Source organism: Saccharopolyspora endophytica, assembly GCF_018070075.1.
GTDB classification, from domain to species: Bacteria; Actinomycetota; Actinomycetes; order Mycobacteriales; family Pseudonocardiaceae; genus Saccharopolyspora; species Saccharopolyspora endophytica.
Genome location: NZ_JAGPXE010000003.1, coordinates 489781 through 504904, shown reverse-complemented (window position 1 = coordinate 504904; position 15124 = coordinate 489781). Strand labels below are relative to the sequence as shown.

Genomic DNA, 15124 nt, shown 5'->3' with positions numbered 1-15124 from the left:
AGGTTCTTCGAAATCCCGGGAAACGGAGCAAAATCCTTCTCTTGTGTACGAGGCCTGGCGACTCGTCGTGTGCGGTACGGCCTGCGTCCTGAGGGTGAAGTCGACGCCGTGCGTCCGGCCGGTTGGCTGATGTGTGATCACGCACCGCTCAGTGCGGCTGGTTGCGACCGGCCTTCCGAACGCGTTTGATCTCCTCGGCGTCGTAGAGGTTCGCCAGTGCGCCGCGACCGGCAGGTCGCCGGGCAACCGGACTGATCCTGTGCCGGGCTAGCCACGCGTTCACCGATCCGACCCGGATTCCCAAATAGGCGGCGATGTCGTGACGGTCCCACTTCTGCTGAACCATGGGGCCCTCCTCGTGCGGGTCCGATCACGAACTCGTTTCCTCGATTATGCCCGCCCCGCTTCCCTCCGGAGGGGGCGGAAGTCCTGGAATCGGGCCTTTGTTCCCTGGCTCGTGGCACCACGTTGGTGCACTCTTTCAGCGGGCCTGTTCGGGGCCGACATACATCGGCGGCCATCAGGGTTGACCGAAGCGCCGGGAGAGCTGACCGGTGCCAGCCTTGGTGGCTGCGCGAAACGCGCTGAAAGCAGAGTGGTTTCGACACCCGATGCACAAGATCAGAGGTTCCGAAATCATGGTGGACGCGAAAATCACTGGGACGCGTGCGAGTCCAGATATTCGACTCACGGAGGATCCGGGGTTGGTTCACGCGGCGGTTGTGGGTGTGGGCGAAGTCGGCCTGCGGACAGCACTTTCGCTCGTTGAATCTGGACTCGTGGTGACCGGTGTGAACATCGATGAGAATAGGATGCTGGTGCGCAACGCCCAGAGGGTAGCATCGTCCTCGCCTGAGCATGCGCGACTCGAGCGCGCGCTCGCTCATGGCCGGTTGGATCTGACATCCAACGTCGCGGCGATCAGTGACGCGGAGTTCGTGGTGATTGCAGTGCCCATGCCGGTGGACAGCCACTTGGTGCCGGACATGCGCGGACTGACCGCAGCTTGTGCCTCGGTGATTGCCAACGCTGTCCAGGGGCAGGCGATCGTGCTGACTTCCACCACGTACGTTGGTTGCACCCGCGACCTCATCGCTGAGCCACTGCGCCACCGAAATGGCTGGACGGTCGGCGAGGACGTGTACGTCGCTTTCAGTCCGGAACACGTCGAGCCCGGCGTGAGCGGGCAGGAGCGGTACGCGACCCCGCGCGTGGTCGGTGGGGTGACCGAGGAGTGCGGTCGCCGGGCCGAGGCGGTGATCGGCCGCGGCGCACCGGCCGTGCACGTCGTCACCTCGCCCGACGCCGCTGAGCTCACCAAGCTGCTGGAGAACTTCCGGGCGGTCAACATCGCGATGATCAACGAGTTCGCCGACAGCTGCCGGGCCTTCGACGTCGATCCGATCGAGGTCATCGAGGCCGCCGCCACCAAGCCGTATGGGTTCATGCCGTTCCACCCCGGTCCGGGAGTCGGCGGCCACTGCATCCCCTGCGACACGCACTACCTCCTGTGGCAGCTGCGAGCGCAACGCCTGCCCGCTCCGCTGATGAACGCCGCGATGGGGTCGATCGCGGCCCGGCCGCGCAGGGTCGTGGACCGCGCCAGGCAGCTGCTCGCCGATCGCGGGAAGCGCGTGACGGGAGCCCGGGTCCTGGTGCTCGGTGTGGCCTACAAGCCGGGCGTCGCCGACATCCGCGAGTCGCCTGCCCTGGAGATCATGGCCGAACTGGCGGGCGTCGGAGTCGACGTCACCTACGCCGATCCGCACGTGCCCACCCTCCGCCTGGGTGAAACCACGTTGCAGTCGAGGGAACAGGCCGAGTCGCAGGAGTGGGACCTCGTCATCGTGCACACGGTGCATCCGGGGTGTGATCCGAGCTGGTTGAGCGGCCAGAACGCTGTCCTGGACACCACCTACCGGCTCAGCCCGGAGCTGCGCTGCGCGCACCTCTAGAACCACCCGACCTGCGGTGTCCTGGGATGCGGACACGGTCGCCGAGGTGGGAGCGCGGGACCATGCTGGAACGACCGAACGCCATCTCCCGAGGAGGATGAGATGAGCCATGCCGCGGTCGATCCGACCTTCTACCGCAGTCCCGCCGACGCGATCGCCGCACCACCGGAGAAGCTGGCCTACGTGGTGACCTTCGACCGCGCGGCCGAACAGCCCGATGCGCTCGCCGTCGTCGACACCGACCCGGAATCGGCCCAGAACGGGCAGATCGTGGGATGGGCGGAGCTGCCGACCAAGGGCGACGAGCTCCACCACTTCGGGTGGAACGCCTGCAGCAGCGCCTTCGCCCACGCCGGTCACCACACCGACGGCCTGCAACGCCGGTACCTGCTGCTGCCCGGTCTGCGCTCCTCGAACCTGCACGTCTACGACACCCACCCGGACCCGAAGCAGCCGCGGCTGGTCCGGACCATCAGCGCCGACGAGCTGGCCACCCGCGCCGGGTACTCCCGTCCGCACACGCTGCACTGCGGCCCCGACGGCATCTACCTGTCCTGCCTGGGCTCCGCCGACGGTGATGGGGGACCGGGCGGGATCGCCGTTCTCGACCACGACACCTTCGAGGTCGTGCGGGCGTGGGAGACCGATCGGGGTCCGCAGCAGCTCGCCTACGACGCCTGGTGGCACCTCAACCAGAACACCCTGATCACCAGCGAGTGGGGCACGCCCGCGATGGTCGAGGACGGCGTCGTGCCCGAACTGCTGCTCGCCAACGAGTACGGCCACGCCTTGCACTTCTGGGACCTCGCCGAGGGCAAGCACCTGCAGCGGGTGGACCTCGGCGCCGAGCAGCAGATGGTGCTGGAGCTGCGCCCCTCGCACGACCCGAACGCCACCTGGGGATTCGCCGGCGTGGTGATCAGCACCGAAGACCTGTCCGCCTCGGTGTGGCGCTGGCGGCGCGACGGCGATCAGTGGACGGCGGACAAGGTCATCACCATCCCCGCCGAGCCCGCCGACGCCGACCTCCTGCCTCCCGCGCTCAAGCCCTTCGGCGCCGTCCCGCCGCTGGTCACCGACATCAACCTCTCGGTCGACGACCGCTTCCTCTACGTCTCGTGCTGGGGGACCGGCGAGCTCAAGCAGTACGACGTCAGCGATCCCGCCGCGCCGCGCGAAGCCGGGTCGGTCCGGCTCGGCGGCATCGTCGGCCGGGTCCCGCACCCGTCGGCACCCGACCGGCCGCTGGCGGGCGGGCCGCAGATGGTCGAGGTCAGCCGGGACGGGACGCGGATCTACCTGACGAACTCGCTCTACGGGTCGTGGGACGACCAGTTCTACCCCGACGGCGTGGGCGCGTGGATGGCCAAGCTCACCACGGATCCGCACCGCGGCGGCCTGACCGTCGACGAGGGCTTCTTCCCGCACGGCGAGGACTTCCGAGGTCGCCGGGCCCACCAGGTCCGGCTCCAGGGAGGGGACGCCTCCTCGGACTCCTACTGCTACGCGGGGTTCTGAAACGCGACGAGGGGACGTGAGCAGAGCTCACGTCCCCTCGAACGAGTGATGACTGTCAGCGACCGCGGGTCGACGGACGGGCCGACGGCGTCGCCGAGACGTCGCGGATCTCGTGGCTGCCGTCAGCGCGGCCGATCACGACCTCCGCGGCGATGCCGGTGAACAGGCCGTTCTCCACCACGCCGGGGATCCAGTTGAGCTGCGAGTCCAGCGCGATCGGGTCCTTGATCGCCTCGACGTGGGCGTCGACGATGAAGTTGCCGCTGTCGGTGACCAGCGGGCCGCCGTCCTTCTCGCGACGGCTCAGCTTCACGCCGGGCTGGCCCAGCTCGTCGAGCAGCGCGCTGATGGCGCGCTCGGTGGCCTGCCACTCGTACTGCACGACCTCGATGGGCAGCGGGAACTTGCCGAGCTGGTCGACGACCTTGCCCTCGTCGACCACGCACACCATCTTGTCCGAGGTGTCGGCGATGATGCGCTCCCACAGCAGGCAGGCGCCGCCGCCCTTGATCATGTGGCCCGCGGGGTCGATCTCGTCGGCGCCGTCGACCGTGAGGTCCAGCCGGCCGACCTCGGCGAGCGTGGTCAGCGGCACGCCGACCTCGAGCGCCAGGTCACGAGTACCGGTCGAGGTGGGCACGCCCACCACGTTGAGTCCGTTCGACACGGCCTCGCCCAGCGCGCGGACGAACCAGTGCGAGGTCGTGCCCGAGCCCAGGCCGAGCTTCATGCCGTCGCGGATGTAGGCGTCGATGACGGCCGTACCCGCGGCCCACTTCGCGCGGTCCTGCTCGTTACTCGGTTGCATCGGTCGTAAGTCTCCTGTGGACGCTCCAGCGGATCACCGCCCGGCGGGCCGGCCGGTGGGTTCGCCAGTCACGGTACATGCGCTGGTCGCGGGCGGTCGCGGGGTTGCGCCTGTCGGCCCTTCCCGCGCGTCGCCGGGTCCGCGACGGACCCCGTCGCGGACTTCGGAATCGATCTGGAAACCCCCGCCCATCGGGTGACGGTGGCGGGGTCCGGTCATGATGTTGCCGGGGCAATGAACCTGCGGGTCAGCGCCGTTCCGGGGCAACCTGAAGCGTGCTCGCGATCTTGCCGGGATCTCCGCGTTCGGTAGGCTCCGCCGACCTCGGCGCGCGCCTCGAACAGCCGGTGTCCGATTCGGAGGGAGCGATCGCGAAAGCGGCTACGTCGTACGGTTTTTCGGATGCCGACGCAGATGTGTTCTGCGCCACCGCTGTCGCCCGATGTCGTGCCTGTTGCGCGATCACCAGGATCGGATCGAGTTGCTGATTCCCTTTCGGGCACAACAATGGTCCCGGTGGGGGTAATCCGGTAGCGGGGCGCCCCAGGGGGAAATTGAGTGGAAGGACGCCTGAGCCATGCCCTTCTATTCGACGATGGCCGAGACCGACATCGAGTGCCCGGCCATGGACGTTTACAGCTACATCATCGATCCGGCCAACTGGGAGGGCGGCCGGCCGGTGACCGATCCAGGGTGGACACTCGTGCCCCGGGGCAGGCAGCCCGCCGGCACGGCGTGGCGGGAGCAGCAGGGCGAGGACTGGGCGATACTGGAGGCCGAACCGGGCCGCCGCTGGATCGTCCGGTCCCGGGGCGCCGATGACGCGTCCTCGGTGACCATCACCTACAGCTTCTCCGAGGTCGAGGGCATGACCCACCTCTTCCGGCACATGGAGATCGAGGTCTCCACCCGTGCGGCGATCAGCGAGCACGCTCGCGCCGCGTTCACCTGCTCCAAGCCCGGCAGGGACGTGGTGACCGTCATCAAGCGCGTGCTGGAGGCCTCTCGTCAGGTCGTCGCCCCGCCGGTGGCGGTGCCCGTCTCGATCTCGCGGACCGACTGACGACCGCCTCGTCGTGCGGTAGTTGACAATCAGGGTTTCATCACGCAACCCTACTGTTCAACGCCGCACGACGAGGAGGTCGCCGAGCATGGAGTGGACGGGCGCGCGCTACGCCGACGGGCCGACGGTCGAGGTCGCGACCTGGATCGACTCCCCACCCGGACGCGTGTGGGAACTGGTCACCGACATGCAGCTGATCGCCCGCATCAGCGATGAGCTGCAGGAAGTGCAGTGGCTCGACGGGGCCCACGGGCCCTCGCTCGGCGCCCGGTTCACCGGCCGCAACCGCCACGACGCGCTGGGGGAGTGGACCACCACCTCGCACGTCGTCGAGTTCGAACCCCAGCGGGTCTTCGGCTGGGCCGTGCGGGACCCCGAGAACCCCATGGCGTCCTGGCGGTTCGCGCTGCGTCCCGTCGACGGAGGCACGCAGCTGAGCCAGTGGGTCCGGATGGGACCGGCGCCCTCCGGTCTGAGCCTGGCCATCGAACGCATGCCGGAGAAGGAGCAGAAGATCGTCTTCGTCCGGCTGCGGGACTTCGAACGCGGCATGACCGCCAACCTCGCCGGGATCAAGGAACTCGCCGAGGCCGGCGCCTGATGCGCACCGCCACCACCATCGAGGGCAGCGGCGGCGACTGGCACGAGATCGTCGAGTACGTCCGCGAGGCCGAGAAGCTCGGTCTGGACATGTGCTGGGTGGCCGAGGCCTGGGGCTCCGACGCCCCCTCCACGCTCGGCTACCTCGCAGCCCGCACCGACACCATCCTGCTCGGCTCCGGGATCATGCAGCTGGGCACGCGCACCCCGGTCGCGATCGGCCAGGCCGCGATGACGCTCGCGCACCTGTCCGGAGGTCGCTTCCACCTCGGCCTCGGCGCCTCCGGTCCGCAGGTGATCGAGGGGCTGCACGGCGTGGACTTCGCCCGCCCGCTGGGCCGGATGCGCGAGACCGCGCAGGTCCTGCGGCAGGTCTTCAGCGGCGAGAAGATCTCCCACAGCGGCGAGCACTTCACCATCCCGCGCCCCGGCGAGTCCCGGCCGATGCGGGTGTCGATCCCGCCGGTGGACGTGCCCATCCACCTCGCCACGCTGTCGCCGAAGATGCTGGAGCTCACCGGCGAGATCGCCGACGGCTGGCTGGGCACCAGCTTCGTCCCGGAAGGCGCAGACGCCTACTTCGAACACCTCGACAGCGGTCTGGCCAAGGCCGGGCGCAGCCGGGCCGAGCTGGACATCTGCCAGGGCGCCGAGGTCGCCTTCGTCGACGACCCCGACGAGCTGAGCGGCGTGCTGGCGAGCCGGAAGAAGGAACTGGCGTTCTCGCTGGGCGGCATGGGCTCGGCCAAGACCAACTTCTACAACCGCGCCTACTCCCGCCAGGGCTGGCAGGACGCCGCCGCGGCGGTCCGCGAGCGCTGGCAGGCCGGCGACCGCGAGGGTGCCGCCGCGCTGGTCACCGACGAGATGGTGCTGGCCACCACGCTGATCGGCACCGAGGACATGGTCCGCGAGCGGCTGCGGGTCTGGCGCGACACCGGCGTGAACACCGTCCGCTTCTACCCCGCGGGCGACACCCTGGACGAACGGCTCACCACCCTGGGACGCGCCCTGGACCTGGTCCGGGATCTGTGACCGCTCAACCGAAGCGGGCCCGCACATCGGGCCGCTCGGCCAGCCGGGAGGGATAGCCGGGGCCGAGGTGGGACGTGGTGTCCTCGGCCCGCAGCGGCTCGCGGCAGGCCGCGCAGACCACCTCGGCGTGGGTGTCGTGGTCGCACGTGCGGTGGTGCAGCACCACCGGCGCGCCCTCCTCACCGGACAGCCAGCGGTCGCCCCAGCGCGCCATGGCCGCCAGGACGCCGTAGAAGTCGCGGCCCTTGTCGGTGAGGACGTAGTCGTAGCGCGGCGGATCGTCCTGGTAGGCCCGCTTGTCGAACAGGCCTTCGTCGACGAGCCGGCGCAGGCGTTCGGCCAGCGTGTTGCGGGCGATGCCCAGCGAGGACTGGAAGTCGTCGAAGCGCCGGACCCCGTAGAACGCCTCCCGCAGCACCAGCGGCGTCCACTGGTCGCCCAGCAGGTCCAAGGCGCGCGCGATCGAACAGGGCCAGTGAGCCAGGGACGTCCGCCGCATGCGTTCGAGGATATACGGGCCGCGCCGCGCGACCCGCCTCATTCGATCCTCGTGCGCCGGTCCGCGAGATCGATGGTCGCGGCCAGGCCCTCGATCGGAGCCGGTCGGCCCAGGTAGTAGCCCTGCGCCTGGTCGCAGCCCAGCCGCCGCAGCACCTCAAGCTGCTCGGCGGTCTCCACGCCCTCGGCGATCACCGCGAGGTCGACCGCGTGGGCCATCGCCATGATGCTGTTGACCAGCGCCTCGGCGTCGTGGGAGCGTGCGATGCCGTCGATGAACGACCGGTCGATCTTCAACGAGTCCAGCGGCAGCCGCAGCAGCTGCGCCAGAGACGAGTAGCCGGTCCCGAAGTCGTCGATGGCCAGCCTGATCCCGTACCGGCGCAGCTCCTGCAGCATGCGGGTGGCGGTGACCGGGTCGTGCATGAGCGCGCTCTCGGTGATCTCCAGCGACAACGACTTGGCGGACAGCCCCGATTTGCGCAGCGCCTCGTCCACCGTCTCCGGAAGACCCGGGTCCTCCAACTGGCGCACCGACAGGTTGGCCTTCACCCGTAGGTCGAGGCCGTAGCGATTCCGGAAATCGGCCATCTGCTCGATCGCGGTGGACAGCGCCCAGGACCCGATGTGGTGGATCAGATCGCTCTCCTCGGCCAACGAGATGAACTCCTCAGGGGAGACCGGCCCGTGCACCGGGTGGGTCCAGCGCAGCAGCGCTTCGACGCCGCCGACGCGGTTGGCGTGCAGGTTCACGATCGGCTGGTAGGCCAGCCAGAGCTCGCCGCGGTCGACCGCCGAGCGCAGGTCCTGCTCCAACTCAAGGTAGCGCTGCAGGCGCTCGCGCAGCTGGACGTCGAAGAACGCCGCGCGCCCGCGGCCGCGCGTCTTCGCCTCGTACATGGCCACGTCGGCATCGCGCAGCACGTCCTCGGCGGTGCGCGGGTCGTCGGGCGGGACGAGCACGATCCCGATGCTGGCGTCGACGTGCAGCTGCCTGCCCTCGACGGTGATCGGCTCGGTGAGCCGCCGCCGGATCGCGTCGGCCAGGGCGCCCAGGGACGAACCGCCGTCCTCGTCATGCACCAGCACCACGAACTCGTCGCCGCCGTGCCTGCCGACCTGCTCGGCGGAGTGCATCACGGTGCGGAGGCGCTCACCGGTCACCCGCAGGACCTCGTCACCGACGACGTGGCCCAGCGAATCGTTGATGATCTTGAACTTGTCCAGGTCGATGAACATCACACCGGTCGTGACCGTGCGATCGGGCTTGCGCATCGCCGCCTGCAACCTGCGCAGCACCATCGTCCGGTTCGCCAGCCCGGTCAGCGGGTCGTGGGTGGCCTCCCGCTCCAGCCGCTTGCGGAACGCGCGCGGCTCGGTGATGTCGGTGAACGACACCAGCGTCCGGTGCGGCGGCGAGTCGTCCGCGGTCAGCGACCGCGCCGAGATCGCCAGCCACACGCTGCTGCCGTCGGAGCGCTCGAAGCGCGCCACGCGCCGGTTCTCCGGCTCACCGGTGAGCCGCGTGCGCAGGGACGGCGCCTGCGGGAGCCGGTTGTCGTCCTCGTCGAAGGTCACCCACGACTCCGGGCGGGTGCCCACGATGTCCTCCTCCTGGGCGCCGAGGATGGACGTGGCCGCCGGGTTGGCCATCACGACCTTGCCGCCCTCGTCGATGACCAGCACGCCCTCGTCGAGCAGGCTGACCACCGTCGCGTAGCGCTTCTCGGCCCGGCGCCGCGCCGTCTCGTCGGTGCACACCAGCACGTAGCCGTCGCTCATCTCCGCCGCCGAGATCCGCACCTGCACCGGCGACCCGTCGGCGTGCCGGTGCTTGGCCTCGACGGTGCCGCCCACGGCCAGCAGCGCGGCCGGGTCGATCGCGGCGCCCACGACCTCGGAGACCTCTCGCCCGCGCGCCTGCGCCGAGGAGTAGCCGTAGATTGTCTCGGCGGCCGGGTTCCAGCTGGTCACCACGCCCTTCCAGGTGGTGGCGATGATGGCGTTGCTGACGTTCTCGACCAGCGCCGCCTGGTAGCGCAGCGCGGCCTCGGCCTCCCGCTGCGCGGTGACGTCGCGCAGGATCACCTGGAACGCCGGGCGACCGTGCCAGCTGGTGCGCACCGCGATCGACTCGACCAGCATCCGAGACCCGTCGACCCGGATCATCTCCGCCTCGGCGGGCTCCGTGGTCGTGCCCGGGTCGTTGGCCACCGACAGCCGCGAGAACAACTCCGCTCGCGCGTGCTCGGCGACGAACTCGGTGATGGGGTGCCCGACGATCTCGTCGGGGGAGGAGGCGTTCATCATCCGCACCCCGGCGGGGTTGACGTAGACGGTGACGCCGTCCTGGTGCACGCACACCGCGTCCGGGTTCAGCTCGATCAGCCGCCGGTAGCGGTCGGCGATGTCGGTGTCGTGGCTCTCCTCGCTCAGCGGGTACGCCACGTCCACCGCGATCCCGACCAGGCACCGCTCGGGACCGTGCAGCGTGGTGCAGCAACGCAGGAAGATCGCACGCCGCTCGCCGGACGGCGTCTCGAACGGCTCCTCGACGGACTGCGAACCGTCCGCCTGCCTGGTCGCGGCGGAATGCACCAGCGGCGCGATGAGCTCCCGCAGCCTGCGCGGGAGCTCATCAGGATCGCCCTCGTCGACCTGCAGCAGGCTCGCCATCCCCGCCGACCAGCGCAGGTCGCCGTCGGAGAACCGGTAGCTCCACGCGGCGGCCCGGTTGACCTCGCAGGCCAGGTCGCGGAGCTCCTCGTCCAGCCCGGACGCCCCGTCCAGCCGGTCGCTCTCAGTCATGGCCCTCCGCTCCCGAGGCGGACGCCGACGACCACACCCCGCCGGCCCCGTGCCGGCGGACCCCCGGACGCCCGCCCGGTGCCGGGCGGGCGGGACGACGCGTTCAGCGCTGCTGAACCGCGGCGCGGGGAGCCGGCGCGAACCTCTCGATGTCCACGGTAGAACCGACGTCGGTCAGCCGGACGGCCACCTGTTCGTTGTCGATGGTGAAGGCTTCGTAGGAGAACTTCCAACCGGTCGCGTCGACGTGCTCCCCCCAGGCGCGGTACTCGCCGAACTGCCAGCCCGGGTAGTTGAAGAACTCGTCGAACACCACGATGCTGCCAGGCCGCAGACGCGGGCCGACGAGCTCCAGCACGGTCTTGGTGGAGGAGTAGATGTCGCAGTCGACGTGCAGGAACGCCACCGGGCCCGGATGGGTCTCCAGGAACTTCGGCAGCGTGTCGTCGAACCAGCCGACCACCAGCTCCGCGCCCTCCACCGCCGGCGGGCCGTCGGGGAGCATCTCGCCGCCGAAGGTGCCCTCCGGGAACCCGGCCCGCCAGTGCTCCGGCAGGCCCTCGAACGAGTCGAAGCCGTAGACGTCGACGCCCTTGCGGGAGCGGGCGATCTCGGTGAGCGTCTTGCCGGAGTAGACGCCGAACTCCAGCGCCATGCCCTCGGCCGGGGCCAGCGACAGCGCGTGGTTGAGGGTGGCGATGGGGTTGGGCAGCATCCGCGCCGAGGCCATCTCCTGGTGGACGAGCCGCGCGGTGGAGACCGCGGCGTCGCGCTCACCGGCGGCGAACAGGTCGCGGCGGGACCGCATCTCGAAGTCGCGGGTGGCGTTGACGGCGCGGTCGATCTCGGGGCGGATCACGCCCGCGACGGCCTCGGAGACCGCTCGCTGCAACTTCTCCCGTGCGGCGGCCCGCACGGGGGTGAGAACGCGGGACAGCATGTTCACGATCTACTCCTTGGAAGCGTTGGTTTCGTCGAGCTGGAACAGGCGTGTCCAGTTCTCCCTGCTGGTGAGCGAGCGGTGGCCTTCACGCCACGCACCGCGCGCCCGATCCCCCTCGCGGTGCAGCCGCAACGCCGTGCGCAGCACCTTCGCGCCGATGCGGCGCAGCTCGTCGCGATCGACCCTGCGGACCGACACCGACTCCTGGGAGGCGTCGGTGACCACCGCGGTCTCGAAGAGCCCGACGTGCCACCAGTGGGCGTCGCCGGACGAGATGGACGCCGAACCGCCGACCTTGCCGAGCAGGTGCCAGACCAGGCGCTTGGCCAGCACGAGCCTGCGCCGGGCCGGGTGCGGACCTGCCTTGGCGATCGGCCGGGACGCGCCGGTCAGGCCGGGTACCTGCGAAGGCTTGTGCCGCGCGGTCTCGCCGTGCGGGGCGCGGATCCTCGCGATCCGGGCGATCGTCGAGGCGTCGCCGTCGCGCAGCACGTCCGGACCGGCGAGGAAGTCCTCCACCGCCGCGAGGAGCACCTCGGCCTGGCCGTAGCGCATCGACACCAGGCATTCGGCGGCCCAGCGGAGGAAGACCTTCGCGCTGGCGGTCCCGTCGAAGTCACCGTGCAGCGCGTCGATGATCAGCGCGTTCCGCAAGGTGAAGTATCGGACCCAGCTGTCCTCGTCCTTCCAGTCGAAGTCGGCGTGCCACACCGCCGCCCCCGGCAGCGTGACCGTCGCGTGGCCGCGCCCGCGGATGCGGTAGCCGAACTCGACGTCGTCCCACTGGAAGAACATCGGGATGGGGTAGCCGGCGTCGCGCACGATCTCCGAGGGCAGCAGGCAGCACCACCAGGCGTTGTAGTCGGCGTCGACCCGCCGCTCCTGCAGCTCCTCGGTGAGGTCGGCGCGGTCCAGACCGCCGTCGACGGCCAGGCCGGGTTCGATGGTGGTGAAGCGGGCGTGCTCGGCGGAGACGTGGATCCGGTACGGGTGCAGCAGCTGCAGCATCTGCGAGCCGACGACGATCGGTTCGACGGCGGAGTTGGCGAACGTCGTCATCCGCACGACCGTGTCCGGTTCCAGGAGGATGTCGTCGTCCATGAACAGCGCGTTGGCCGCGCTCTCGTCGTCGGCGAGCGTCTCGTGCAGCCCGCGGGTGAAACCGCCTGCGCCACCGAGGTTCCGCTGACGCCGGTAGTGCAGCAGACCGCCGAACATCTCCCGGACGGACTCGAACGACTCGCGGGACTCGAGGGTGTCGTCACCCTGGTCGACCACGTAGACCGCCGACAGCGCGCTCATCGCCGCGGGGTCGGCCGCCAGCGCGCGCAGCGTGTTCAGGCAGTCGTCGGGGCGGTTGTGGGTGCACAGCACCGCGGAGGTGGGGCGGCTGCGCGGCGGGTTCGGCACGAACCACGCGACGTCGGCGACCTGCAGCGAGTCGGCCTCGGTGATGAGTTCGAGCCAGATCGCACCGCCGTCGACGAACTTGCCGATGTCCAGGGTCCAGCACACCTGGGACTCGGTGGTCCTTCCCGCGACCCGTTCGGTGTGCAGCGTGCGGGCTCCGCCTCGCGAGTCCGACGCCATCACGCGCACGATCCCGGCGCCGCTGACGCTCGCGCGGACGGTCACCTCGGCGGCGGAGGTCCAGCGCTGCCAGTAGCTGGCGGGGAAGCGCCCGAAGTAGGTCGAGGTGGACACCGCGCTGTGCGGGTGGACCGTCACCGCGTTGCGGTGCCGGGTGGCGGCGCCGTCCTCGATCTTGGCGTAGAGATCCACGGGCAGGCTGGCGAACGGAGGTGTGAAGAACGTCCGCATGGCCATGGCCGGGCCGGGATTTCCCCGCCGGGGTTCGTCCTGACGTTCGGCTTGGAGCGTCTCGTTCTCGTCCACTTCACGGATGCCGCCAACAAGTGTCATGAGCGCCGCATTCTTTAGCTTTGATCTCAACGGTTTGTCGCTCGTGTCTATCGCGCCCGCGCGCGCAGCGCAGGAAGGCGCGACCGCCGGTCCGACGAACATCACCTGTTCCGGTGATGTTCGGGGAGGCGGGCGCTCCGACCTGGCAGCTTGACAAAGTCCCCGGGCGTCACCAGAATTTTGGGCACGCCGGGTTCGACCGACTCGATGCGCTCCGATCAGGAGTGCGACCGCTGGCTGAGAGGCGCTGCAACGGACTTCACGTCCGCCACGCTCGGCCGGCGGGGTAAAGGGACAGCACGGTAAGGGCGCCTCCTGACGGAGGTGCCTTTTTTGATGTCGCGAGAGGGATCACGGCCGACGGCCGACGATGCCGGGTCGTGCTGAGCCGAATCTTCGCCGACCCCGTGCGATCGCCATCCGGCACCTCCGCCGAAGCAGTCCAATGCGGACTCGATCGTCGATGAATCTTTGCACCCGAGAGGAAGTCATGAGCGTCAAGTTGCAGAAGGTCAACGGCCTGGAGTTCGCCGTGAAGGATCTGGGGTTGGCCGAGGCGGGTCGGCACCAGATTCGGTTGGCCGAGCACGAGATGCCGGGTCTGATGGCCACGCGGAAGGAATACGCGGCTTCGCAGCCGCTCAAGGGCGCCCGTATCGCGGGTTCGCTGCACATGACGGTGCAGACTGCGGTGCTGATCGAGACGCTGGTCGCGCTGGGTGCTGAGGTGCGGTGGGTGTCGTGCAACATTTTCTCCACCCAGGACGAGGCCGCTGCCGCGGTCGTGGTGGGCAAGGGCACCCCGGAAGCCCCGGCGGGTGTTCCGGTGTTCGCGTGGAAGGGCGAGACGCTGGAGGACTACTGGTGGTGCACGGACCAGTTGTGGGACTTCGGTGACGGCAAGGTCGCCAACATGATCCTCGACGATGGTGGCGACGCGACGCTGCTGGTCCACAAGGGTGTGGAGTTCGAGGCGGCGGGTGTTGTGCCGCAGCCGAGCGCGGATGACCCGGAGGAGTTCAAGGTCGTTCTGGAGACGCTGCGCAAGTCGGTGGCGGCGGACAAGCAGCGGTTCACGAAGCTGGCCGCGGAGATCAAGGGTGTCACGGAGGAGACCACGACGGGTGTTCACAAGCTCTACGAGCTGGTGAAGTCCGATGGGTTGTTGTTCCCGGCGATCAACGTCAACGACTCGGTGACGAAGTCGAAGTTCGACAACAAGTACGGCTGCCGGCACTCGTTGGTGGATGGCATCAACCGCGCCACGGATGTGCTCATCGGTGGCAAGGTCGCGGTGATCTGTGGTTTCGGTGATGTGGGTAAGGGTTCGGCGGAGTCGCTGCGGGGTCAGGGTGCCCGGGTGATCGTGACCGAGATCGACCCGATCTGCGCCCTGCAGGCGGCGATGGAGGGTTACGAGGTCAAGACGCTTGAGGATGTCGTGGAGTACGCGGACATCTTCATCACCACGACGGGTAATTACGACATCATCAAGGCCGAGCACATGGCCAAGATGAAGCACCAGGCGATCGTGGGCAACATCGGTCACTTCGACAACGAGATCGACATGGCCGGTTTGGAGAAGACGCCGGGTGTGACCAAGCAGGAGATCAAGCCGCAGGTGCACGAGTACACCTTCGACGATGGTCACTCGATCATCGTGTTGTCGGAGGGTCGTTTGCTGAACCTGGGTAACGCCACCGGCCACCCGTCGTTTGTGATGTCGAACAGCTTCACGAACCAGACGATCGCGCAGATCGAGCTGTTCACCAAGCCCGGTGAGTACGGCAAGGACGTCTACGTGCTGCCGAAGCACCTGGATGAGAAGGTCGCGCGTCTGCACCTGGACGCCTTGGGTGTGAAGCTGACCAAGCTGACCAAGGAGCAGGCCGCCTACATCGGCGTCGACGTCGAGGGCCCCTACAAGCCCGAGCACTACCGCTACTGAGCAACCAGCCGTGAGTCTCCCGGTC

At 69.1% G+C, this 15124-nt stretch carries 12 protein-coding genes; 6 read left to right on the top strand and 6 right to left on the bottom strand.

Translation table 11 applies throughout. The annotated features are described in order from the left end of the window. Window positions 1-148: 148 nt before the first annotated feature. Window positions 149-346, bottom strand: coding sequence for a hypothetical protein (locus KBO27_RS09995; protein ID WP_210969664.1), 198 nt, complete (start codon window positions 344-346; stop codon window positions 149-151). Window positions 347-611: 265 nt separating this feature from the next. Here KBO27_RS09995 and KBO27_RS09990 point away from each other — a divergent pair, with 265 nt between their 5' ends. Then, a complete protein-coding gene (locus tag KBO27_RS09990) occupies window positions 612-1955 on the top strand; it encodes a nucleotide sugar dehydrogenase (RefSeq protein ID WP_246536631.1) in 1344 nt (447 codons plus the stop codon). Window positions 1956-2057: 102 nt separating this feature from the next. Continuing rightward, window positions 2058-3473, top strand: coding sequence for a selenium-binding protein SBP56-related protein (locus KBO27_RS09985; protein WP_210969663.1), 1416 nt, complete (start codon window positions 2058-2060; stop codon window positions 3471-3473). 55 nt (window positions 3474-3528) lie between these two features. Here the strand turns inward: KBO27_RS09985 and rpiA are convergent, their stop codons facing one another. Further along, a complete protein-coding gene (gene rpiA / locus KBO27_RS09980; protein ID WP_210969662.1) occupies window positions 3529-4281 on the bottom strand; it encodes a ribose-5-phosphate isomerase RpiA in 753 nt (250 codons plus the stop codon). 577 nt (window positions 4282-4858) lie between these two features. Here rpiA and KBO27_RS09975 point away from each other — a divergent pair. From KBO27_RS09975 to KBO27_RS09965, 3 genes are all read left to right on the top strand, one after another. Beyond that, a complete protein-coding gene (locus tag KBO27_RS09975) occupies window positions 4859-5344 on the top strand; it encodes an SRPBCC family protein (RefSeq protein ID WP_210969661.1) in 486 nt (161 codons plus the stop codon). A gap of 88 nt (window positions 5345-5432) precedes the next feature. Next, on the top strand, window positions 5433-5945 hold the full coding sequence (locus KBO27_RS09970) for an SRPBCC family protein (RefSeq protein WP_210969660.1): 513 nt from the start codon (window positions 5433-5435) through the stop codon (window positions 5943-5945). Next, entirely contained in the window at window positions 5945-6979 is a 1035-nt protein-coding gene (locus KBO27_RS09965; protein ID WP_210969659.1) for an LLM class flavin-dependent oxidoreductase, read from the top strand. Before KBO27_RS09970 ends, KBO27_RS09965 begins: the two co-directional genes overlap by 1 nt. 4 nt (window positions 6980-6983) lie before the next feature. Here KBO27_RS09965 and KBO27_RS09960 read toward each other — a convergent pair whose 3' ends face one another. The 4 genes from KBO27_RS09960 to KBO27_RS09945 all read right to left on the bottom strand — a co-directional run bounded on the left by KBO27_RS09960 (window position 6984) and on the right by KBO27_RS09945 (window position 13151). Further along, window positions 6984-7478 (bottom strand): winged helix-turn-helix transcriptional regulator, encoded by a 495-nt coding sequence (locus KBO27_RS09960; RefSeq protein WP_210969658.1) that lies wholly within the window; start codon window positions 7476-7478, stop codon window positions 6984-6986. Between the two features lie 38 nt (window positions 7479-7516). Next, a complete protein-coding gene (locus tag KBO27_RS09955; protein ID WP_210969657.1) occupies window positions 7517-10285 on the bottom strand; it encodes a sensor domain-containing protein in 2769 nt (922 codons plus the stop codon). Between the two features lie 103 nt (window positions 10286-10388). Then, entirely contained in the window at window positions 10389-11225 is an 837-nt protein-coding gene (locus tag KBO27_RS09950; RefSeq protein WP_210969831.1) for a class I SAM-dependent methyltransferase, read from the bottom strand. 9 nt (window positions 11226-11234) lie between these two features. Next, window positions 11235-13151, bottom strand: coding sequence for a glycosyltransferase (locus KBO27_RS09945; RefSeq protein ID WP_210969656.1), 1917 nt, complete (start codon window positions 13149-13151; stop codon window positions 11235-11237). A gap of 490 nt (window positions 13152-13641) precedes the next feature. Here KBO27_RS09945 and ahcY point away from each other — a divergent pair, with 490 nt between their 5' ends. Continuing rightward, window positions 13642-15099 carry an adenosylhomocysteinase gene (ahcY, locus tag KBO27_RS09940; RefSeq protein ID WP_210969655.1) on the top strand — a complete coding sequence of 486 codons (1458 nt, stop codon included), beginning with the start codon at window positions 13642-13644 and terminating at the stop codon, window positions 15097-15099. Window positions 15100-15124 lie beyond the last annotated feature (25 nt).

Excerpts from the sequence above, each read along its gene's own strand:
- KBO27_RS09995 (WP_210969664.1), bottom strand. The coding sequence starts at position 346 with ATGGTTCAGCAGAAGTGGGACCGTCACGACATCGCCGCCTATTTGGGA.
- KBO27_RS09990 (WP_246536631.1), top strand. The coding sequence starts at position 612 with ATGCACAAGATCAGAGGTTCCGAAATCATGGTGGACGCGAAAATCACT.
- KBO27_RS09985 (WP_210969663.1), top strand. The coding sequence starts at position 2,058 with ATGAGCCATGCCGCGGTCGATCCGACCTTCTACCGCAGTCCCGCCGAC.
- rpiA (WP_210969662.1), bottom strand. The coding sequence starts at position 4,281 with ATGCAACCGAGTAACGAGCAGGACCGCGCGAAGTGGGCCGCGGGTACG.
- KBO27_RS09975 (WP_210969661.1), top strand. The coding sequence starts at position 4,859 with ATGCCCTTCTATTCGACGATGGCCGAGACCGACATCGAGTGCCCGGCC.
- KBO27_RS09970 (WP_210969660.1), top strand. The coding sequence starts at position 5,433 with ATGGAGTGGACGGGCGCGCGCTACGCCGACGGGCCGACGGTCGAGGTC.
- KBO27_RS09965 (WP_210969659.1), top strand. The coding sequence starts at position 5,945 with ATGCGCACCGCCACCACCATCGAGGGCAGCGGCGGCGACTGGCACGAG.
- KBO27_RS09960 (WP_210969658.1), bottom strand. The coding sequence starts at position 7,478 with ATGCGGCGGACGTCCCTGGCTCACTGGCCCTGTTCGATCGCGCGCGCC.
- KBO27_RS09955 (WP_210969657.1), bottom strand. The coding sequence starts at position 10,285 with ATGACTGAGAGCGACCGGCTGGACGGGGCGTCCGGGCTGGACGAGGAG.
- KBO27_RS09950 (WP_210969831.1), bottom strand. The coding sequence starts at position 11,225 with ATGCTGTCCCGCGTTCTCACCCCCGTGCGGGCCGCCGCACGGGAGAAG.
- KBO27_RS09945 (WP_210969656.1), bottom strand. The coding sequence starts at position 13,151 with ATGACACTTGTTGGCGGCATCCGTGAAGTGGACGAGAACGAGACGCTC.
- ahcY (WP_210969655.1), top strand. The coding sequence starts at position 13,642 with ATGAGCGTCAAGTTGCAGAAGGTCAACGGCCTGGAGTTCGCCGTGAAG.